Here is a 20,963-nt window from a genome sequence, read left to right as displayed (position 1 = left end):
GAACGCTGACCCGTGACGACCGGGGAGACCATGGACGGCGGGCGCCGCGGGGCGCGGGCCCGGAGCGGAACGGGAGGACCGGGTGCGGGACGACGACGGTGGGCAGCGGCTGACAGCGGCGGAGATCGGCGCGCCGCTGGGGGAGCGGGCCACACTGGTCCAGTTCTCCACCGCCTTCTGCGTGCCCTGCCGGGCCACCCGGCGGGTGCTGGGCGAGGTGGCCGGCATGGTCGAGGGCGTCCGGCACGTCGAGATCGACGCGGAGGGGCACCTCGACCTGGTGCGGAAGCTGGACATCGTGCGGACCCCGACCGTGCTGGTGCTCGACGCACAGGGCGCGGTGGTGCGGCGCGCGGCCGGTCAGCCCCGCCCGGTCGACGTGATCGCGGCCCTGGGCGCGGCGATCTGAACGGCGGCCGCGACGCCATGGCGCCGGGAAAGGCCGCGGGGATGGCTTCGGGGACGGTTCGCCGAAGGGCCGCGGCCGCGGCTTCCGGTGTGGATCCCCACGTGCGACGGATGGGGCGCACGCGGCGCCGTACCGTGCCCTGGGCCGGACAAACCCGCGCCGGCGCAGTTGTGACGGACATTCCACCTGGCCGGGGAGCCTTGACGCGGACCCGCCCGAATCGTCACTCTGACGTTATGTCCCGAGACCCCCTTCTGGTCGCGCGTGCCGACGTCGACTTCGGACGGCACTCCAGCGCGCGCTGTCCGGGTCGCTGAGCGCATCCGCCCGCACCGCCGGCCCGCTTCAGCCCGCTCCAGAAGGACGAACTCCGTGACCGCACCGACCCACCTCCGCACGCCCGGAGGGCCCGACGCCACGCCCTCCGCGCCCGCTACGGCCTCGTCGTCCCCTTCGGGACCCGCCTCCCGGCCCGCCGCCGGACCCGGACCGGAGCCCGGCCCCGCCTCCCGGCCCGCGTCCGGTCCCGGCACGGACCCCGGCTTGGATCCCGGTCTGGACCCCGGCCTCTTCCGCTCCGTCTTCCGCCGGCACGCCGCCGGCGTCGCCGTGATCACCGCCGCCGGCCCAGGCGGCCCGGTCGGCTTCACCGCCACCTCGCTCACCTCGGTCGCCGCCGAGCCGCCGCTGCTGTCCTTCGGCATCAGCCTGGGCGCGTCGAGCTGGCCGGTCCTCGCCCGGGCGGACCACGTCGGCGTCCACATACTGGGCGACCACCAGGAGGAACTGGCGGCGGTCTTCGCCCGCAGCGGCGCCGACCGGTTCGGGCCCGGGACCGCCTGGACCACCGGCCCGTACGGAGTGCCGCTGCTGGACGCGGTCCCGGCCTGGCTGGTCGGGCGGGTGCTGCACCGGGTGCCCGCCGGCGACCACCGGATCGTGATCGCCCAGGCGGTGGCCGCCGACCCGCACGGCCCCGGCCGCCCGTTGCTCTACCACCAGGGCGCCTTCCACCGGCTGCCGCACTGAGCCGAACCACTGGGCCGAAGCATTGGGCCCAATCACTGAGCCCAACCGGCCCTGGCACCGCACCCGGTGCCTCACCCCGGCCCGGTCCGGCCGCCCCCGCGGGCGCGCCCGGACCGGGCCGGCGAGCGTCGGACAGGTCACAGTTCACGGACCTTGCGAATGGGGCAGGAGCTCTGTGTACTGACGAGTAATATTTCGGTGGGGGCAGTTCCCGCGCCCTGGCCGGGAGCCGCTGCCACAGGCGCCTATGCTGCCCTGACGGGGCCTTTTCCCGAGCCGCGACCGCGGCGGACGCCGTACCGGGGCGGCACCCCGCGCCGGTCAACTGGACGATGACGTGCAGGACGAAGCAGTAGGAGAGCAGGCGTGAGCTTGAGGATCGTAGTGGCCGTGAAGTACGTGCCCGATGCCACGGGGGACCGGCGCTTCGCCGCGGACCTGACCACCGACCGCGACGCGGTGGACGGCCTGCTGTCCGAGCTGGACGAGTACGCGGTGGAGCAGGCGCTGCAGATCGCGGAGGCTGCCGACGACGCCGAGATCACCGTGGTGACCGTGGGCCCGGAGGACGCCAAGGACGCGCTGCGCAAGGCGCTGTCCATGGGCGCGCACAAGGCCGTGCACGTGGAGGACGACGCGCTGCACGGCACCGACGTGATCGGCACCTCGCTGGTGCTGGCCAAGGCCGTTGAGCACACCGGGTTCGACCTGGTGGTCACCGGCATGGCGTCCACCGACGGCACCATGGGCGTGCTTCCGGCGCTGCTGGCCGAGCGCCTGGGCGTGCCGCAGGTGACGCTGCTGTCGCAGGTGAGCGTCGAGGACGGCACCGTGACCGGGCGCCGGGACGGCGACGCGGCCAGCGAGCAGCTCCAGGCGTCGCTGCCTGCGCTGGTGTCGGTGACCGACCAGTCCGGCGAGGCCCGCTACCCCTCGTTCAAGGGGATCATGGCGGCCAAGAAGAAGCCGGTGGAGTCGCTGGACCTGTCGGACCTCGGCATCGACGCGTCCGAGGTGGGCCTGGGCGGCGCCTGGAGCGCCGTCGACGAGGCGACCGCGCGTCCGGCCCGTACCGCGGGCACGATCGTGAAGGACGAGGGCGAGGGCGGCAAGCAGCTCGCGGAGTTCCTGGCGAGCCAGAAGTTCATCTGAACCGGCCCGGCCGCCGCCCGGACCGCCCGGCGCGACCGCGGCCCCGCCGCTGGACCCCCTCTGACGCGGAAATCCCCGGGTCCGCCCGGACTTTCCCCGGATCTGTGCAGGAGAACGATTGTCATGGCTGAAGTCCTCGTCTACGTCGACCACGTCGACGGCGCCGTCCGCAAGCCGACCCTGGAACTGCTGACCCTGGCCCGCCGGCTGGGCGAGCCGGTGGCGGTCCACCTCGGCCCCGGCGCCGAGACCGCCGCCCCGGTGCTGGCCGAGCACGGCGCCACCCGCGTCCTGGCCGCCGACGCGCCGGAGTTCGCCGACTACCTGGTCGTACCCAAGGTGGACGCCCTGGAGGCCGCCGCGCAGGCCGTGCAGCCGGCCGCGGTGCTGGTGCCGTCCTCCGGTGAGGGCAAGGAGATCGCCGCCCGCCTCGCGCTGCGCCTGGGCTCGGGCGTCATCACCGACGCGGTGGACGTCGAGGCCGGCGAGCAGGGCCCGGTGGCCACCCAGTCGGCGTTCGCCGCCGCATTCACCACCAAGTCCCGCATCACCCGCGGCACTCCGGTGATCACGGTCAAGCCCAACTCCGCCCCGGTCGAGACCGCCCCCGCGGCCGGCGCCGTCGAGGCCCTGGAGGTCACCTTCGGCGACCTGGCCCGCGGCACCAAGGTGGTCTCCCGCACCCCGCGCGAGTCCACCGGGCGCCCGGAGCTGACCGAGGCCGCGATCGTGGTCTCCGGCGGGCGCGGCGTGGGCGGCGCGGAGAACTTCGCGGTCGTCGAGGCGCTGGCCGACTCCCTCGGCGCGGCCGTCGGCGCCTCCCGGGCGGCGGTCGACGCCGGCTGGTACCCGCACTCCAACCAGGTCGGCCAGACCGGCAAGTCGGTCTCGCCGCAGCTCTACATCGCCAACGGCATCTCCGGCGCCATCCAGCACCGGGCCGGCATGCAGACCTCGAAGACCATCGTCGCGGTCAACAAGGACCCCGAGGCGCCGATCTTCGACCTGGCGGACTACGGCGTGGTCGGCGACCTGTTCCAGGTCGTCCCGCAGCTCACCGAGGAGGTCAAGGCCCGCAAGGGCTGACCCCTCGCGCGGCACCCCGGCGCGCCGACCGGCCCCGAGCCCCGCTCCGGCCGGTCCCGGCCCCCGTACGCCCGCGGCGTACGGGGGCCGCCGCGTTTCCGTACGCCGGGGGGACGTACGGCGCGCGCGACCCGGCCCGCGCCGACGGTCCGCACCACGGCGCCACCCGGCACCGTACCGGCGACACGCCCCGCCCCGGCGGGACCGAGGGCCTGTTGACCGGCCGATACGCCCCCGCTAGCGTCGCTTCAACGAAATGTTGAAGCGCGCGGGAGGTGCGGCCATGCCGGACGGTTCGGGCGGGACGACACTGGCGGACGCGGTGCGCGAGCGGATCGGCGCCCGGCTCGCCGCCACCGACGCGGAACTGGCCCGCCGTTACCCCGGCGACCCCGGCACCCGCCAGCCCGTGCACACCGTCTACGTGCCCGCCGACGCCTTCGCCGAGGACACCGTGCGCTCCTGGGGCGACCAGGCGCTGGCCGCCCTCGACGCCCACGCGCCCGACGCCGCCGCGCTGGCCGGCGTCCTGGGCCTGCCCGCTGACGTGGCCGGGACGGTGCACGAGCGGGTGCGGGCCAAGCTGCGCCGCGAGCCCGTGGAGGACCTGCGGATCGACTTCGAGGACGGGTACGGCAACCGCCCGGACGCCGAGGAGGACGCGGCCGCGGTGGCCGCCGCCCGTACCGTGACCGCCGTGGTGGCAGCCGGGACCGCCCCGCCGTACCTCGGCATCCGCATGAAGTGCCTGGAGGCCGCGGTCCGCGACCGGGGGATCCGCACCCTCGACCTGTTCCTGACCGGGCTGCTGGCCGGCGGCGGCCTCCCGGACGGCCTGGTGCTCACCCTGCCCAAGGTCACCTTCCCCGAGCAGGTGGCCGCGATGGCCGCGCTGTGCGGGGAGTTCGAGCGGGCCGCGGGACTGCCGAACGGGCGGATCCGCTTCGAGATCCAGATCGAGACCACCCAGGCGATCCTCGGCCCGGACGGCGCCGCCGGGGTGCCCCGGCTCATCGACGCCGCCGGCGGCCGGGCCACCGCCCTGCACTACGGCACCTTCGACTACAGCGCCGCCTGCGGGGTCGGCGCCGCCCACCAGTCCCCGGACCACCCGGTGGCCGACTTCGCCAAGGCCGTCATGCAGGCCGCCGCCGCGGGCACCGGCGTACGGCTGTCCGACGGCTCCACCAATGTGCTGCCCGTCGGCCCCACCGAGCGGGTGCACGCCGCCTGGCGGCTGCACTACGGCCTGGTCCGCCGCGCACTGGCCCGCGCCTATTACCAGGGCTGGGACATGCACCCGGGCCATCTGCCCACCCGTTACGCCGCGGTCTACGCCTACTACCGCGAGGGCCTGGACGCGACCGCCGCGCGTCTGGCCGCCTACGTGGCCCGGACCGGCGGCGAGGTGCTGGACGAACCCGCCACCGCCCGCGCGCTCAGCGGCGACCTGCTGCGCGGCCTGGACTGCGGCGCGCTCGACCCGGCCGAGGTCACCGGCCGCACCGGGCTGGGCCCGGCCGACCTGGCCGCACTCGCCGGCCGGCCGGCCCGCTGAGACCGGCCGGCCATGCGCTCAGGGGGCGGGCGGCAACTCGCCGGAGCCGCGGGTGATCAGGCGCACCGGCAGTACCACCCGGGCCGGCTCCGGCGGGGCCAGTCCGTCCAGCCGGCGGAAGAGCAACTGGGCGGCGCTGCGGCCCATTCCGGGAGCGTCCTGGGCGACCACGGTGACCGCGGGATCGAGCAGGTCGGCCAGTTCGAAGTCGTCGAAGCCGACCAGCGCGATCGGGCGGGGCTGACCGGACAGCACACGCACCGCGGTTACGGTGACCCGGTTGTTGCCGGCGAAAAGCGCGGTCACCGGCTCCGGGCCGGACAGCATCGAGGCGAGCGCGGCCCGTACCCGGTCCGGGGTGGTGGGCCCCATCGTGTACCACTCCGGCGCGACCTGGAGCCCGGCCGCGGCCATCGCCTCGCGGTAGCCGCGCAGCCGTTCGGCCGCGGTGTGGATGACCGGCAGGTCGCCGATGAAGCCGATCCTGCGGTGGCCGTGCGCGATCAGGTGGGCCACGCCCTCGCGCACCCCGCCCGCGTTGTCGGTCAGCACCACGTCCGCGTTCAGCCGGCCGGCCGGGCGGTCCACGAACACCGTGGCCACGCCCGCGTCGATCTCCGGGGTCAGATAGCGGTGGTCGTCGCCGGCCGGCACGACCACCAGCCCGTCGACCCGGCGGGCGCAGAAGGCGAGCACCAACTCCTGCTCCCGGCGCGGGTCCTCGGCGCTGGAACCGGTGAACAGCAGCGCGCCGTGCGAGCGCGCCACGTCCTCCACCGCGCGGCTGAGCCCGGCGTAGAACGGGTCGGCGACGTCCTCCAGCACCAGGCCGACGCTGGCGGTGCGGCGGGTGCGCAGCAGGCGTGCGCTGTCGTTGCGACGGAAGCCCAGGGCGTCGATGGCGGCCTGCACCCGCGCGGCGGTGTCGGGTGTGACCCCGGGCTCCTCGTTCACCACGCGGGAGACCGTCTTGAGGCCGACGCCCGCGCGCGCGGCGACATCCTTCATGGTGGGGCGGGGGGTGCGTCCAGGTGTTTGGGTCACGGTCGTAGTATTCCCTGCGGCCGGAGATGGACAACGTTGTCAGAACAGGCGAGACTACTCCCGGTACCGCTCCCGCGGAACCCCCGCGACACAATGGTGCGCAGGAATGACGACAGGAGACCTCCGAGCGATGCAGCCCCCACACGGCGCGACCGGTCCACTCGTGGCCGCACTGGACATCGGCGGAACCAAGATCGCCGGGGGACTCGTCGACACCCAGGGCAGAATTCTGCTGCGGGCGCTGCGACCGACCCCCGCCGGCGAGGACGGCGACACGGTGATGAAGGCCGTCGCCGAAGTCCTCTCGGACCTGCGGGCGGACCCGCGCTGGGACGCGGCCGTCGCGGTCGGCATCGGCAGTGCCGGCCCGGTGGACGCCGCGCACGGCACCGTCAGCCCGGTCAACGTGCCCGGCTGGCGCGACTTTCCGCTCGTGCCCCGGGTCGGCGAGTCCGCCGGTGACCTGCCGGTGGTGCTCACCGGCGACGGCGTGGCGATGACCGCGGCCGAGCACTGGCAGGGCGCTGCCCGCGGCTTCGACAACGCCCTGTGCATGGTGGTGTCCACCGGCGTCGGCGGCGGCCTGGTGCTGGGCGGCGCGCTGCTGCCCGGACCGACCGGCAACGCCGGCCACATCGGGCACATCAGCGTGGACCTCGACGGCGATCCCTGCCCGTGCGGGTCGCGCGGCTGCGTCGAACGCATCGCCAGCGGCCCCAACATCGCCCGCCGCGCCGTGGCCACCGGCTGGCGCCCGCCGGAGGGCACCCAGCCCACGGCGGCCGCCGTCGCCGCCTCCGCGCGCGAGGGCGACCCGCTCGCCCTGGCCTCCTTCGACCGCGCCGCCCAGGCCCTCGCGGCCGGCATCGCGGCGACCGCCACGCTGGTGGAGATCAATGTCGCGGTGATCGGCGGGGGCGTGGCGGGCGCCGGCCCCATCCTCTTCGACCCCCTGCGCGCCCACCTCACCCAGTACGCCACCCTCTCCTTCGCCTCCGGCGTCCAGGTCGTCCCGGCCAAGCTCGGCACGGACGCGGGCCTGGTCGGTGCCGCCGCGGCGGCGGCCGAGGCGCTTCGGCTGGAGGCGTTCGCGCTGTCCGCGTAGGGCTCGCGCCGGGCGTGGACGGGCGTGGCCGTACCGGTACGGGGCCACGCCCGCGGGTACGCGGCTGTCGGCACCGGACGTACAGGCACGGGCGAACGCGGTGGCGGGTAGGCCGTGTTCGCCCGCTCCCGGTCGGGTGGACGCCATCGGGCCCGGGTACGTACGGGCCGGTACGGTGATCGTCCGCGGGCGCGTACCGTCAGCCGGCCGACGCGGTCGTCATCCGATCGCGTAAGGAGCCCACGACGGCCAGGGTGAGGCGGTGTACGTCAGGGCGTTCGACGGGAGTGGCCGCCGGGGGACGTGGCTTCCTGCCAGCCGCCCGTCGGGCCGTGGCCGAATGCCCCTCGGGCCGCGGCCTCCAGGTTGGGGCCGGCAACGGTCGGGTGGGGCGGTGTACGTCGGGGAGTACGGCGGGAGTGGTCGCCGGGGGTCGTGACGACGTGGCTTCCTGGCAGGCGTCCGTCGGGCCGTGGCCGAATGCCCCTCGGGCCGCGGCCTCCAGGTAGGCGCTGGCAACGGTCGGGTGGGGCGGCGTACGTCAGGGCGTACAACGGGCGTGCCCGTCGGTGGTCGTCGACCCGCCGCCTCCTGGTGGCCCGTCGCCCGAAGTGCGCTCTCAGGTCGCCCCTGCCGGGCCGAACATGGGCAGGCACCGGGGCAGGCCGCTGACCGTGACCGGGACGGACCGGTGCTGTTCCCAGCGGGACCGGGTCAGGCGAAGCCGGCGCATTGTCACCCTGCGGCCGCGCACCGCGTGCAGTTCGATGCCGTCGGGTTCGTAACCGTGCTTCATGGACACGGCGAACGAGGAGGGGTTGTCCTCGAAGGCGCCGGATGCCGCCTCGTGGGCGTCCAGGCCGGCGAAGGCCAGGTGCAGCACCGCGGCGCGCATCTCGGTGCCGATTCCCTGCCCCTGGAACCGGGTCCCGAGCCAGGAGCCGGTGGTCACCTGCCGCAGCACGGCGAAGTCCCGGGCCTCGACGGTCTGGAGGCCGACCACCCGGCCGTTCTCGAAGACGGCGAGGTTCAGGGCCCAGTCGTTCGGGGACCAGTTGCCGAGGCACAGCCAGTGGTGCTGCACCACCGAGCGCGCCCGGTCGGCGGGCGGCAGGTCGGTCCACGGCACTATGAAGGGCATACGGTCCGGGTCGTGAACGCCTTGAGCCGCGAGGTCGGCCAGGTCGGCGAGTTCGTCCGCACCGGGCAGGCGCAGCTCCAGGCGCGGGGTGGTCAGCCGCAGTCCGAGCAGGGGCCAGTGGTCGCTGATCATGCGTCATTGTCGGGGGCTGCGGCGGGCCGGGGCATCCGAATTTCCGCGTCCGGGCAGGCCGGAGGCCCACCGCGGTCGCACCGCCCGGCACGGGGCGCGGCGTTCGGATGCGCGCCCGCCGTCGGCGGTTCCCGGAATCCGGCGCGGGCGGCCGGCGGGCGGTGAGGCGGCCGCGTGCGTTTGCCGGGTGCGATGATCCGGGCAATTCGTAGGGGGCAACGGATAAGGGGGCACCGTGATCATCTGGGTGAACGGGGCGTTCGGCGCGGGCAAGAGCCGTGCCGCGCGGGAAATGCTGGACCTGATACCGCAGAGCACGCTCTACGACCCCGAGGTGCTGGGCGCCTTCCTGCGCGGACTGCTGCCCGAGAAGCGGCTGCCGGAGGCCGCCGACTGCTGGGAGATGCCGCTGTGGCGGCGCCTGGTGGTGGACACCGCGGCGGCGCTGCTGGCGGAGGTCGGCGGCGCTCTGGTGGTCCCGATGACGCTGCTGCGGCAGGAGCACCGCGACGAGGTGTTCGGCGGGCTCGCCGCCCGCGGCATCGATGTCCGACATGTCCTGCTCGATCCCGGAGAAACGATCCTGCGCGAGCGGATCGCCGCGCGCGGGGACGACCCCGAGGACGGCGACGACGAGACGGCCCGCCGCCGGGCGCAGGACCGGGTCGAGGAGTACCTGGCGGCGCTGCCCTGGCTCGCCCTCGACGCGCACGTGGTGCGGACCGCCGGGCTCACCCCGCGGCAGACCGCGCTCGCGGTGACCGAGGCGGTCGGCCGGGGCGAGGGCGTCTGCGACATCGTGCAGACCCCGGCGCCCCGCGCCGAGACCGTCGCCGCCGGGGTGCTGCTCTTCGACGACGCCGACCGGGTCCTGCTGGTCGACCCCACCTACAAGCCCGGCTGGGAGTTCCCCGGCGGAGTGGTCGAACGCGGCGAGTCGCCGACCCGGGCCGGGCACCGCGAGGTCGCCGAGGAACTCGGCATCGAGCTCACCCGCGGCCTCGAACTCCTCGTCGTGGACTGGGAACCCCCGCAGCCGCCCGGCCACGGCGGCCTGCGGCTGATCTTCGACGGCGGCCGCATGCCTCGCGCCGACATCGGCCGCCTGCTCCTGCCCGACGCAGAACTGCGCGACTGGCGCTTCGTCACCGAGGACGAAGCGGCGGGCCTGCTGCCCCAGGTCCGCCTCGACCGCCTGCGCTGGGCCCTGCGCGCCCGTGAGCAGGGCCGCCCGCTCAATCTGGAGGCGGGCCAGCCGGTGCGCTGAGCGCGGCCGGCCCTGCCCGGTCCCACTCGGGGCTTCCTGCCTCGGCTTCCCGCTCCCGGGCTTCCCGCCCGGGACTTCGTCCCTCAGACGCCCTGCCCGGCGGTCTGCGACACCGCGTAACGGGTCAGGAACAGCGCCTCGGTCAGCGACATGAGTTCGAACTCCCGCGGGTCCAGGCTCTCGTTGACCGCGTGGATGCGGGCCTCCGGCTCGCTCAGGCCGATCAGCAGGATCTCGGCCCGCGGGTAGAGGGTGGCCAGCGTGTTGCACAGCGGGATGGAGCCGCCCTGGCCGGCCACCGCCATCTCCTGGCCGTACGCCTCGCGCATCGCCTCGGCCATCGCGGTGTACGCGGGACTGGTGGTGTCCGCGGCGAACGGCTGGCCGCTGCCGCGCAGCGCGGTCTCCACGGTCGCGCCCCAGGGGGCCGCCGCCCGCAGGTGCGCCTCCAGCGCCTCGGCGGCGCGGGCGGCGTCCACGCCCGGCGGCACCCGCAGGCTCACCAGGGCCCCCGCCTTGGCCTGTACGGAGGGGGTGGCGCCGACCACCGGAGGTGCGTCGATGCCGAGGATGGTGACCGCCGGGCGGGCCCACAGCCGGTCCGAGACCGAGCCGTTCCCGATCAGGTCCACCCCGTCCAGCACCCCGGCGTCGCCCCGGAAGTCGGCCTCGGTGTAGTCGAGCCCCGGCCAGGTGCCGTCCGCGTCCAGGCCGGCCACCGTGGTGGCGCCCGACGCGTCCCGCAGGGAGGCCAGGATGTGGATGAGGGCGCCCAGCGCGTCGGGCGCCACGCCGCCGAACTGACCGGAGTGCAGGTTGCCCGCCAGCGTGGCCACCCGCAGGTCCATCAGCACCATGCCGCGCAGCGAGGAGGTCACCGTGGGCAGCCCGGGCCGGAAGTTGCCCGCGTCACCGATCACGATGGTGTCGGCGGCCAGCAGCTCCGGGTGCTGCTCGGCGTACCGCTCCAGCCCGCCGGTGCCCTGCTCCTCCGAACCCTCCACGATCATCTTGACGTTGACCGGCACTCCGCCCTGCTCCTTCAGCGCCCGCAGCGCGGTCAGGTGCATCAGCAGCCCGCCCTTGCAGTCCGCGGCGCCGCGTCCGTACCACCGGCCGTCCTCGCGCTCGGTCAGCTCGAACGGCGGGGTCAGCCACGCCTCCTCCTCCAGCGGCGGCTGCACGTCGTAGTGCGCGTACAGGAGCACGGTCGGCGCGTCGGCCGGGCCGGGCAGGTAGCCGTAGACCGACTGGGTGCCGTCGGGCGTGTCGAGCAGCGCCACGTCCCGGAAACCCTCGGCGGTCAGCGCCTGGAGGATCCAGGCCGCCGCCTTCTCCGACTCGCTGCGCGGGAACTGGCGCCAGTCGGCCACCGACGCGAACGACACCAGCTCCGCCAGTTCGGCATGGGCCCGCGGGATCAGCGCGGTGACGGTCTCGGAAAGCGGAACGGTGGACATGAAGTGCTCCTCGCAGGAATCCGGCAGGTAGCTCGGTCGTTGGTCACCCAACGGTGCCCTGCCGATGGTGCCACAGCGAGTCGGCGGGGCCGGGCGCAATAGGATGCGCTGAACAGCGACAACAGGCGGACCTGGCGAGCGGGAGCGGAAACGGACGTGAGCGGTGAGCAGGCAGCGCAGGACAGCGGCGCGGGGGACGGCGAGGCCGCCACGGTCTGGGACGTGGTGGTGGTCGGGGCGGGCCCGGCCGGAGCGTCGGCCGCGCACGCGGCGGCGGTGACCGGCCGCCGGGTGCTGCTGCTGGAGAAATCCGAACTGCCCCGGTACAAGACCTGCGGCGGCGGAATCATCGGGCCGTCCCGGGACGCCCTGCCGCCCGGCTTCGAACTGCCGTTGCGCGACCGGGTGCACGCCGTCACCTTCAGCCTCAACGGCCGGCTCAGCCGCACCAAGCGCTCCCGGCAGATGCTGTTCGGCCTCATCAACCGGCCGGAGTTCGACGCCGGGCTGGTCGAGGCGGCCCGCGCGGCCGGCGCGGTGGTGCGCACCGGCGCCACGGTCTCCCGGGTGGAGCAGCACGGCCCCGGTGTCCCCGACCGCCGTACGGTCGCGGTCATACTCAACAGCGGCGGCGCGGACGGCAATCGCGAGGAGGTCGTCTACGCGCGCGCAGTGGTCGGCGCCGACGGCAGCGCCAGCCGGATAGGAGCCCACGTCGGGGTCAAGCTGGACCAGGTGGACCTCGGCCTGGAGGCGGAGATCCCGGTGCCGGCCCCGGTCGCCGAGGACTGGGCGGGCCGGGTGCACATCGACTGGGGCCCGCTGCCCGGCAGTTACGGCTGGGTCTTCCCCAAGGGCGATTCCCTCACCGTGGGCGTGATCTCCGCGCGCGGTGACGGCGCCGCCACCAAACGCTACTTCGAGGACTTCGTCGCCCGCCTGGGCCTGGCCGGCTTCGAGCCGAGCGTCTCCTCCGGCCACCTGACCCGCTGCCGGGCCGACGACTCCCCCCTCTCCCGCGGCCGGGTCCTGGTCTGCGGCGACGCGGCCGGACTGCTGGAGCCCTGGACCCGCGAGGGCATCTCGTACGCCCTGCGCTCGGGACGGCTGGCGGGGGAGTGGGCGGTGCGCATCGCCGAGTCCCACGACGCGGTGGACGCCCGGCGCCAGGCCCTGAACTACGCCTTCGCCGTCAAGGCCGGCCTCGGCGTCGAGATGGGCATCGGGCGCCGCATGCTCGCCCTCTTCGAGAAGCGCCCGGGAATGCTGCACGCCGCGCTCACCACCTTCCCGCCGGCCTGGCGGGCGTTCGCCAGCATCACCCGCGGCAAGATCACGCTGGCCGAGCTTGTCCGGACGCGTCCGTTGGCCCGCCGCGCCCTGGAGGCTTTTGACCGGGCTTGACGACGGGCTCGGCCACGCCTCGTTGCCGGGCCCGCTCCGGCTCGGACTCGCCCGGCGAACCCCCGCTCCCTGCCCTGCGGGCCCGCTGGGCGGCGGAACGGTTCGCCGGGCCCCCGTCGGCGCGGGGGCACCGCCGAGGATCTGGATGCAACCCATCCGCTTGTCATGACATCGATGGCAGACTGAGACAGGGAGTGCAGGGCCGCGGGGGTCGTAGTGACTGCCGTCTTGACAGGGGGGGCCGGTGGGCATGACATCAAAGACCGGGCGTGATGCACAGCGCCGAGGCGTAAGGGGTGGTTACGTGACCGCGCAACAGCAGCCGGAGAGCGGCGTCGGCGCCCGCGTCCGCAAATTACGCCTCGAGTCCGGCCTGTCCCAGCAGGACATCTCCTCCGAGGAGATCTCCCCCAGCTACGTCTCCTTGATCGAGGCGGGCAAGCGCCTGCCGTCCAAGGCGGTGGTCGAGCTGCTGGCGGCCCGGCTCGGCTGCGAACCCGAGTATCTCCTGACCGGAAGGGACCGAAGCCAGGTCGACAGTGCCCGGCTCCAGGTGACCAGCGGCGAGGTGCTGCTGGCCAGGGGTGACGCCGAATCGGCCCTCGCGTCCTTCAGCGTGGCCCTGGAGTTCCCGCGTCTCCTGCCCTCCGACCTCACCCGCAGGGCCAGGCTCGGCCAGGCCCGGGCGCTGGAACGGCTCGGCCGGCTGGAGGCCGCGATTCCCAACCTCCAGGGACTGCTCGACGAAGGGGACCTGGTCCCCGGCACCGTCCCCTGGGCCGAAGCCGTGGTCGCACTCGTACGCTGCCTGCGTACCGTCGGCGACTACACCGCGAGCATCGAGATCGGCGAGCGGGCGCTGCGCGAGATCCGCGCGCTCGGCCTCGACACGTCGGACGACTACATCCTGCTGGGAGTCGCCGTGGCGGGCGCGCACTGGGCCCGCGGTGACCTGGCCACCGCGCAGTACCAACTGCACCGGATGCTGGAGATCGCCGCCACACACGCGTCCCCGGCGGCCCGTGGCTCGGTGTACTGGAACGCGAGCCTGGTGGCCCGCTCGCGGGGGTCCCTGAACCAGGCGGTCGCCTTCGCCGAACGTGCCCTGGCCCTGATCAGCGAAGGGGACAACGAACGGCATCTGGGCCTGGTCAAGCGGGTCTACGGCAGTCTGCTGCTGGAGACCGACCCGCCCCAGCCGCGTGCCGCGCGGACCTTCCTGACCGAGGCGATGGAGACACTCCGGGCCACCGGCAACCTCTTCGAGCAGGCCGGCTGCGAGGTCCGCCTGGGCCGGGCCGAACTGGCGCTCGGCAACTACGCGGCAGCCCGCGAACACGCGCAGTCCTGCATCGGCCGGATCGGGCACACCTCGCACCCGCACCATGCGGAGGTATTGGTCCTGCTCGCCGAGGCCCAGATGGCGACCGGTGAACAGGAGGACGCCGAAGCGTCCCTCCACGCCGCGGCCGAGGCCGCGCACGGCATTTCCCCCGTCCGCGACGCGGCCGGGATCTGGCGGCAGATCGGCGATGTCTGGCTGCGGGCCGGCCGCGAAGGCGAGGCGGTCAGGGCCTACCAGGCGGGACTGGGCGCGGCCGGCGTGCGCGAACAGCACGGGGCGCCCGTGCGGCCACCGCTGGAGCAGCCGTAGCGGCTCGTCCGCGCCTCGAAACCCTGCCCGGCGGCGCGTGCCCCGGCTGTTGGCAGCCGCGCCCCACGACTTGACTGAGTGTCATTGATTCGGTTGACACTCCTGCTGGCGCGACCGTCTACTGATGGCTAAGTCAATTGCCAAGGCCTGAGAAGTCGGGGGTGCAGGCCACATATGACTGACCGTAATGCTGCGATCGTTCTGGCAGGCGGCCGGGGGAAGGGGCCGAGCCGAACGCCCGGGGGCGACTGCCCTCGGCGACGGCGCGACAAGTCCACGACGGGGCGCAAGTCCGCGCCGGGGCGCGTCTGTCCGGGGCGGCGCTGCGCGGACCTGCGCGGTGTGGCCACCGGGCCGGAAAGTCCGCAGGTCACGACCTGCCGGGGCACGGACTCCGCACGAGTGGGCTGATGCCGCACACCGGCCCCTGATCCGGCACCGGGTCACCCGGCCATGAGCCGTCACGGTCACACCGTGCCGACGGCCGCGCCGGCGTCCGCCGGACCTGGCCCCGAGGGATGCGTCAAGCCCCAGCGCCCACGGGCGCGGTTCCAGCACCCATGCGCACTTCGCCAGAATTTCGCCAGAAAGCTGACCGAGCAGATGACCAAACAGATGATCTCAGACCACAAGACCGGCCGCACCTTATCCGACAGTTCGGCCGGATACCTCATCCACTGTTCTCCCGCCGGGCGCCGTTTCGGCCCGCGTACCGCCGACTGCCGCCGACACACCGTCGGGGGGACGCAGAAACGGGTCTCGCGCGCCGTCCGCAAACCGGGCGACGAGTACCGGAATACCAGTCACCGGGATACCGGCCATGCGGCCCTCGGCATGCTCGCCGAGGGCCGCTCCGTCTCCCGGACACGGCTGGAGGACGGACCCGTGCCGGAATCCGAGGAACCCGGAAAGTACCCGCGGGGGGTGCGATGAGCGCCGCCGCCGCAATTCGGGAGCTCCGAGGTGCCGGAACGCACGGCGAAGCCGGCCGGAACAGCAGACAGCCCGGCAGGCGCCGGCGGTCCCCCGCAGGGGCGCTGCTGCGGGAACTCAACGTCCGAGGCGGCGAAGCCGATGGCCTGCTCGCCGAGTACTGCCGGGATCTGTTCTCCGAGCTGCCGCGCTCCGACCAGCGGGCCTGGGCCGAGGTCTACGTGCGGGGGCTGCTGACCGTGCCGGGGCGCAAGACTCCGGCGCGGATATCGGAACACATCGTCGGCAAGCCCGCGGTCGCACAGCTCCAGCAGTTCGTGAACCAGAGTCCGTGGGACCACCTCCAGGTTCTCGGCCGGCTCGCCGGAGCGTGCGCCGCCTCGCTCCCCGTGCGCGCCTGGGCCCTGGACACCGTGGCCTTCCCGAAGACCGGGAAATGTTCGGTCGGGGTGTCCCGGCAGTACTCGGCCGCCGACGGCAAAGTGCTGAACTGCCAGCTCGGCATGGCCGCCTCGCTGGTGGGCGATGGCTGCGCCGTGCCGGTGGACTGGCAGCTCATGCTCCCCGCCGAGTGGGACCAGGACGCGAAACGCAGAACCTGCGCGCACGTGCCGAGCGAGGCGCGCCACCTTCCGGACTGGCAGTACGGGCTCCAGTTGGTGGACGAACTGCTGGTGGACTGGGCACTGTCACCGCGCCCGGTGCTCGTGGACTGGCGGCGGTTCCCCGACGAGGGCCTCGATGACCTTCTGCGCGGGTTCGAGGAACGCGGCCTGGGGTACCTGGTGCGGATCGACAGCTCGACCGGGATACGGTCGGCCGTAGGCCGCCATGCGGGCGGGCGGCTGTCGACCGCGTACGACTTGGGGCGCCAGGCCCAGGGGCGGACGAAACACACCACCGTGGCCTGGCGCGAGGGCGATCCGCCGCGGTTGCGGCAGACCCAGTTCCTCAGCTGCCTCGCCTCGGAGTCCTCAGGCGGCCCTCGTTCGCTGCGCCAGCCGCGATGGTTGCTGATGGAGTGGCCAGCGGGGCGGGACCGGCCGCGGAACTACTGGTTCACGAATCTCGACACCCGCCAGCCGGCAGGAGTCGTGGGGCTGGCGAAGCTCGGCGACTCGTCCCGCTCCGCGCTCGAGCAAATGCTGCGAACGGCCGGACTCCAGGACTTCGAGGGCCGCTCCTTCCGTGGCTGGCACCACCACGTCACACTGGCGTCCGTGGCTTTCGGCTTCGGCCTGCTGGCCATGGCCCGGGCCGATGAAGGTTATTGACCTTCGATGCGCAAAGAACTCCACCGGTGATATCCCGAGTTCACCCGGCGCGAGATCGAAGCGGAATGGGGCGGCGCCCTCCCCGGTGCGGGGAGGGCGCCGCTGTCGATCCTCAGCAGCAGGCCTCGGTGTTGCCGTACAGGCCGACGCCAATCGTCGGGTACGGGTGGTGGCCCTGCGGCGACAAGTCACCGACCAGTGATAAGAGTGCCGCCGCGGCCAGCGCGCAGGCCACAATCAATCGGAGTCCAGCCTCCACAATTGAGTCCCCCGTTCAATAATTCACAGTGATTTCACGTGAGAATTTTGCATCTCAGAGGGGGAGTCAACACCAGTGCGGCGATGCAGTCAACGGCGGCCCGGAAACAATTCCCGGGGCCCGGGTCCGCCGCCCGGAGATCAAGAATTGATCGAATTGGCCCCGGGGATATCGGGCGTCGCTCCGGCGGTCCTACAGGCTTGCGTAGACCTCGGTCACCCGTCCGGCGATCTCCTTCCAGGAGAATTCCGCAACAGCCCGCTCCCGACCCGCCGTTCCGAGCTCACGAGCGAGATCGCGGTCGTCGATCAGGGTGTTGAGGGATTCCGCCAGCCGCCCGGCCAGGGCCGTCGGGTCCCGCGGCTCACCGGTGGCGTCGTCGCCCGCGGCGAACGGCACCAGCAGCCCGGTCTCCTTGTCCACGACCACGTCCGGGATCCCGCCGACCGCGGTCGCCACCACGGCGGTGCCGCAGGCCATCGCCTCCAGGTTCACGATGCCCTGCGGCTCGTACAGCGACGGGCAGACGAAGGCCACCGCGTGCGTCAGGAGCTGGCACAGTGAGCGCCGGTCGACGAAGCGCCGGATCGGCACGACCGTGACCGGCGAGGCGGCCAGGTCCGCGATGGCCCGGTCGGTCTCCGCGGCGATCCGCGGGGTGTCGGCGGCGCCGAGGACGAGCACCAGCTGGGTGCCGGGCAGCAGCTGTTCGGCGGCGGCCAGCAGGTGGGCCAGGCCCTTCTGCCGGGTGACGCGCCCGACGAAGAGGACGTACGGCCGTGCGGGGTCGACGCCGGCGGCGACCAGGGCTTCGGTGCCCGGTTGGGGCCGGAAGGACTCGGTGTCGATCCCGCTGCCGATGACGTGCACCCGTTCGGCCCTAACCCGCGGATACACCGCGAGGACGTCGCGCCGCATCGCCTCGGACACGGCGATCACCGCGTCGGCCGCCTCGACGGCCGAGCGCTCGATCCAGCGCGACACCGCGTAGCCGGTGCCGAGCTGCTCGGCCTTCCACGGCCGCAGCGGCTCCAGGCTGTGCGTGGTCACGACGTGGCGGACGCCGTGCGCCAGTTGCGCCAGGTGGCCGGCGGCGTTGGCGTACCAGGTGTGGCTGTGCACGACGTCGGCTGCGCCGGCGTCGGCCGCGATCCGCTCGGCGACGGCGAGCGTCCGCAGTGCCATGCCGAGGTCGAGTGCAGGCTCGGGGTAGCCGACCACCCACGGCTCCGGGCGCGGCGGTCCGAAACAGCGCACCGTGACGTCGGCGAGGCCGCCGGGACCGCCCGGGCCGCCGGCGGCGCCGGGGCCGGCCGGACCGATCCGGTCGCGCAGTGCCGCGGCCAGTTCGGTGACATGGACCCCCGCGCCGCCGTAGACGTGCGGCGGATACTCACGGGTCAGCAGTTCCACACGCATCAGGCGTCCTCTTCACCCGCGTCGGCCAGGGTGAAGACCGCCGCGGGCCGCACCGCCGGGTCCAGCCGGACGAAGCCGTATCCGTACCACTGGTGCGTCAATCCGGTGAGGAGGTCGCGGACGGTCAGCGTGGTCTCGGCCGGGTCGATGCCGAACACCTCGGGATCGAGGCCGACGGCGGCCTTGCGGATGTGCTCGGGGTCCAGGTTCACGACCACGACGACGCTGTCCTTCGGCTGCCCGCCCTGCTTGACGTAGGCCAGGACGTGGTCGTCGTCGGTGTCCAGGAACCGGAGGTTGCGCAGTTGCCGCAGCGCCGGCAGGTTCCGGCGCAGCTCGTTGAGCCGGGTGATCAGCGGGATGATGCTGTCCGGGTCGGTGCGCGCCGCCGACCAGTCGCGCGGGCGCAGCTCGTACTTCTCCGAGCGGGCGTAATCCTCGCTGTCGGGCCTGGCCGGCGTGTTCTCGCAGAGTTCGTACCCGGCGTACATCCCCCAGCTGGGGGACAGCGTCGCCGCCAGCACCGCGCGCAGTTCGAAGGCCGGACGGCCGCCCGTCTGCAGGTGCCCGGGGAGGATGTCGGGAGTGTTGACGAAGAAGTTGGGGCGCAGGAACGGCGCCGAGGGTCCGGACAGCTCGGTCAGGTACTCGGTGAGTTCCTCCTTGGTCTCGCGCCAGGTGAAGTAGGTGTAGGACTGGTCGAAGCCGATCTTCGCCAGCGTGTGCAGCAGCTCGGGCCGGGTGAACGCCTCGGCCAGGAAGACGACGTCCGGATCGGCGCGGTGGATCGCCGCCAGCACCGCGTCCCAGAAGTCGGCCGGCTTCGTGTGCGGGTTGTCGACGCGGAAGACGCGGATCCCGTGCCCGATCCAGAACCGCAGGATCCTCACGGTCTCGGCGATGATCCCGGCCGGATCGCGGGCGAAGTCGAGCGGATAGATGTCCTGATACTTCTTGGGCGGGTTCTCGGCGTAGGCGATCGTGCCGTCGGCGCGCCGGGTGAACCACTCCGGGTGCTCGGTGACCCACGGATGGTCCGGCGAGCACTGGAGGGCGAAGTCGAGCGCGACCTCCAGGCCGTGGCGCGCGGCCTCGGCGACGAAGAAGTCGAAGTCGTCCAATGTACCGAGGTCGGGGTGCACCGCGTCGTGGCCGCCTGTCGGACCGCCGACCGCCCACGGCGAGCCGACGTCGGCCGGGTCGGTGCTGGGGGTGTCGTCGGGGCCCTTGCGCCCGGTGACGCCGATCGGATGGACCGGCGGCAGGTACACCACGTCGAAGCCCATGGCGGCCACGCCGGGCAGACGCTCGGCGGCTGTCCGCAGGGTGCCGGACACCGCGGGCCGGCCGTCGCCCGCATTCTCCCGCGCCCCCTCCGAGCGCGGGAAGAACTCGTACCAGGCGCCGACCAGCGCCCGCGAGCGCTTGACCCGCAACGGCAGCGGTTCGGACTCCGTGACCGCATCGCGCAGCGGGGCCGCGGCGAGCACCGTGGGCGGCACGGCCGCGTCGAAGGCCGCCATGCGGGCGGCCGGGGCGCGGGTGCGGTCGCGGAGGGCGGCGCCGGCCGTGGCGAGCGCGACCGGGTCCCGACCGGGGACGGTGCCGGCCCTCGCGGTCACCTCCGTGAGCCCGGCCGAACCGGCCAGCCGCTCCAGCAGCCGCGCGCCGTCCTCCAGTTCCAGTTCCACGTCGACCCCGGCCTCGACCTTGATGCCGGCCCGCCGCCGCCAGGTGGCGATCGGGTCGATCCATGCGCGCACCGCAAAGGTGCAGTCGCCGGCCTTCGACGCGGTGACGTGCGCCACGAACCGGTCGGGTTCGGTGGCGGACTCCGTCATCCGGACCGCGGGCTCCCGCGTGCCGGCGGCGTCGCGCAGGATCACCTCGGCGCGCACCACGTCGAGGCCGTGGGTGAACACCGTGGCGCTGACCGGGAAGATCTCGCCGACCGCGGCCTTGGCCGGGAAGGCGCCGTGTTCCGTACGCGGCTCCACGCCCAGCAGCGTGACCAGGCGCAGGCCTGCGTTCTCGGCTGTGTTCACGGCCGCCCCCCGGCCGGGTTGCGGGCCGCGATCTGGTCGATGACGGTACGGGCGAAGCGGTTGGCGTCCTCGGCGGTGCGGGCGGTGATCAGGTCGCCGTCGACGACGACGTCCTGGTCCACGAACTTCCCGCCCATGTTGGCGAAGTCGCCCAGCAGGTTGTTGTGGACGACGGCGCGCCGTCCGCGTACCGACTCCGGGATCGGCGCGGCCAGCCACATGCCGTGGCAGATGATGCCCTTGACGATGTTCCGGTGGGCGAACGCCCGGCGCAGGAACGCCGTCGCCGGCGGGATCGCCTTGGGGTTCTCGGTGTAGCGGAGCCGGTCGGCGACGATCCCCGAGGGGACGATCACCGCCGAGTAGCCGCGCAGCGTGGAGTCGTCGATGTCCTCGAAGGACTCGTGAACTTCGAACGGCAGACCGTATTCGTGCCCTTTGAAGGTGAGCCGGTCGTGGCCCCACAGCCGGCTCAGGAAGTGCACCTCGGCACCCTCCTCCGGGAAGCGCTGCTTGTAGTAGAAGATCTCGGGTTCGAAGTAATCGCTCTCCATCAGGATCGCGATCCTGTGGCCGGACAGCAGCATGCTGA

Annotated in this window: 16 protein-coding genes; 10 read left to right on the top strand and 6 right to left on the bottom strand. The window is 73.5% G+C overall.

Going from position 1 to position 20,963, the window contains the following annotated elements:
• The first annotated feature begins 82 nt into the window (after positions 1–82).
• The 5 genes from ITX44_RS23680 to ITX44_RS23660 all read left to right on the top strand — a co-directional run bounded on the left by ITX44_RS23680 (position 83) and on the right by ITX44_RS23660 (position 5,234).
• Positions 83–409 (top strand): TlpA family protein disulfide reductase, encoded by a 327-nt coding sequence (locus ITX44_RS23680; RefSeq protein ID WP_205359351.1) that lies wholly within the window; start codon positions 83–85, stop codon positions 407–409.
• Between the two features lie 543 nt (positions 410–952).
• Positions 953–1,438 carry a flavin reductase family protein gene (locus ITX44_RS23675; RefSeq protein ID WP_205359350.1) on the top strand — a complete coding sequence of 162 codons (486 nt, stop codon included), beginning with the start codon at positions 953–955 and terminating at the stop codon, positions 1,436–1,438.
• A gap of 366 nt (positions 1,439–1,804) precedes the next feature.
• Positions 1,805–2,590, top strand: coding sequence for an electron transfer flavoprotein subunit beta/FixA family protein (locus ITX44_RS23670; protein ID WP_205359349.1), 786 nt, complete (start codon positions 1,805–1,807; stop codon positions 2,588–2,590).
• A 123-nt stretch (positions 2,591–2,713) separates the two neighbouring features.
• Positions 2,714–3,676 carry an electron transfer flavoprotein subunit alpha/FixB family protein gene (locus tag ITX44_RS23665; protein WP_205359348.1) on the top strand — a complete coding sequence of 321 codons (963 nt, stop codon included), beginning with the start codon at positions 2,714–2,716 and terminating at the stop codon, positions 3,674–3,676.
• A gap of 283 nt (positions 3,677–3,959) precedes the next feature.
• The gene (locus ITX44_RS23660; protein WP_236061413.1) at positions 3,960–5,234 is read left to right on the top strand and encodes a DUF6986 family protein; all 1,275 of its coding nucleotides are present in this window, start codon (positions 3,960–3,962) and stop codon (positions 5,232–5,234) included.
• An 18-nt stretch (positions 5,235–5,252) separates the two neighbouring features.
• Here the strand turns inward: ITX44_RS23660 and ITX44_RS23655 are convergent, their stop codons facing one another.
• Complete coding sequence (locus ITX44_RS23655) at positions 5,253–6,242, bottom strand: LacI family DNA-binding transcriptional regulator (RefSeq protein ID WP_205359514.1); 990 nt, start codon at positions 6,240–6,242, stop codon at positions 5,253–5,255.
• Between the two features lie 166 nt (positions 6,243–6,408).
• Here ITX44_RS23655 and ITX44_RS23650 point away from each other — a divergent pair, with 166 nt between their 5' ends.
• On the top strand, positions 6,409–7,383 hold the full coding sequence (locus tag ITX44_RS23650; RefSeq protein WP_205359346.1) for an ROK family protein: 975 nt from the start codon (positions 6,409–6,411) through the stop codon (positions 7,381–7,383).
• 619 nt (positions 7,384–8,002) lie between these two features.
• On the opposite strand, the gene ITX44_RS23645 is transcribed toward ITX44_RS23650, so the two are convergent.
• Positions 8,003–8,656 (bottom strand): GNAT family N-acetyltransferase, encoded by a 654-nt coding sequence (locus ITX44_RS23645; RefSeq protein ID WP_205359345.1) that lies wholly within the window; start codon positions 8,654–8,656, stop codon positions 8,003–8,005.
• 235 nt (positions 8,657–8,891) lie between these two features.
• Here ITX44_RS23645 and ITX44_RS23640 point away from each other — a divergent pair, with 235 nt between their 5' ends.
• Positions 8,892–9,923, top strand: a complete 1,032-nt coding sequence (locus ITX44_RS23640) for an NUDIX hydrolase (RefSeq protein ID WP_205359344.1) — start codon at positions 8,892–8,894, stop codon at positions 9,921–9,923.
• Between the two features lie 83 nt (positions 9,924–10,006).
• On the opposite strand, the gene ITX44_RS23635 is transcribed toward ITX44_RS23640, so the two are convergent.
• Complete coding sequence (locus ITX44_RS23635; protein WP_205359343.1) at positions 10,007–11,383, bottom strand: dipeptidase; 1,377 nt, start codon at positions 11,381–11,383, stop codon at positions 10,007–10,009.
• A 156-nt stretch (positions 11,384–11,539) separates the two neighbouring features.
• Between ITX44_RS23635 and ITX44_RS23630 the strand changes: the two genes are divergently transcribed.
• The 3 genes from ITX44_RS23630 to ITX44_RS23620 all read left to right on the top strand — a co-directional run bounded on the left by ITX44_RS23630 (position 11,540) and on the right by ITX44_RS23620 (position 16,648).
• Complete coding sequence (locus ITX44_RS23630; protein WP_205359342.1) at positions 11,540–12,787, top strand: geranylgeranyl reductase family protein; 1,248 nt, start codon at positions 11,540–11,542, stop codon at positions 12,785–12,787.
• Between the two features lie 304 nt (positions 12,788–13,091).
• Positions 13,092–14,441, top strand: coding sequence for a helix-turn-helix domain-containing protein (locus tag ITX44_RS23625; RefSeq protein WP_205359341.1), 1,350 nt, complete (start codon positions 13,092–13,094; stop codon positions 14,439–14,441).
• Positions 14,442–15,370: 929 nt separating this feature from the next.
• Positions 15,371–16,648 carry an IS701 family transposase gene (locus ITX44_RS23620; RefSeq protein WP_236061410.1) on the top strand — a complete coding sequence of 426 codons (1,278 nt, stop codon included), beginning with the start codon at positions 15,371–15,373 and terminating at the stop codon, positions 16,646–16,648.
• Positions 16,649–17,099: 451 nt separating this feature from the next.
• On the opposite strand, the gene glgA is transcribed toward ITX44_RS23620, so the two are convergent.
• Genes glgA through ITX44_RS23605 form a run of 3 tightly spaced genes read right to left on the bottom strand, consistent with a single transcriptional unit; the run spans position 17,100 to position 20,958 of the window.
• Positions 17,100–18,326: a glycogen synthase gene (glgA, locus tag ITX44_RS23615; protein WP_205359340.1), complete on the bottom strand. Its 1,227-nt coding sequence runs from the start codon at positions 18,324–18,326 to the stop codon at positions 17,100–17,102.
• Positions 18,326–20,371, bottom strand: coding sequence for an alpha-1,4-glucan--maltose-1-phosphate maltosyltransferase (locus ITX44_RS23610; protein WP_372440976.1), 2,046 nt, complete (start codon positions 20,369–20,371; stop codon positions 18,326–18,328). Before ITX44_RS23610 ends, glgA begins: the two co-directional genes overlap by 1 nt.
• The gene (locus ITX44_RS23605; RefSeq protein ID WP_205359339.1) at positions 20,368–20,958 is read right to left on the bottom strand and encodes a DJ-1/PfpI family protein; all 591 of its coding nucleotides are present in this window, start codon (positions 20,956–20,958) and stop codon (positions 20,368–20,370) included. Before ITX44_RS23605 ends, ITX44_RS23610 begins: the two co-directional genes overlap by 4 nt.
• Positions 20,959–20,963 lie beyond the last annotated feature (5 nt).

The sequence above is a fragment of the Actinacidiphila acididurans genome (genome assembly GCF_016918855.1).
Classification (GTDB): Bacteria; Actinomycetota; Actinomycetes; order Streptomycetales; family Streptomycetaceae; genus Actinacidiphila; species Actinacidiphila acididurans.
Note: the sequence above shows the minus strand (reverse complement) of the source record. Positions and strands in the feature narration are given on the sequence as shown.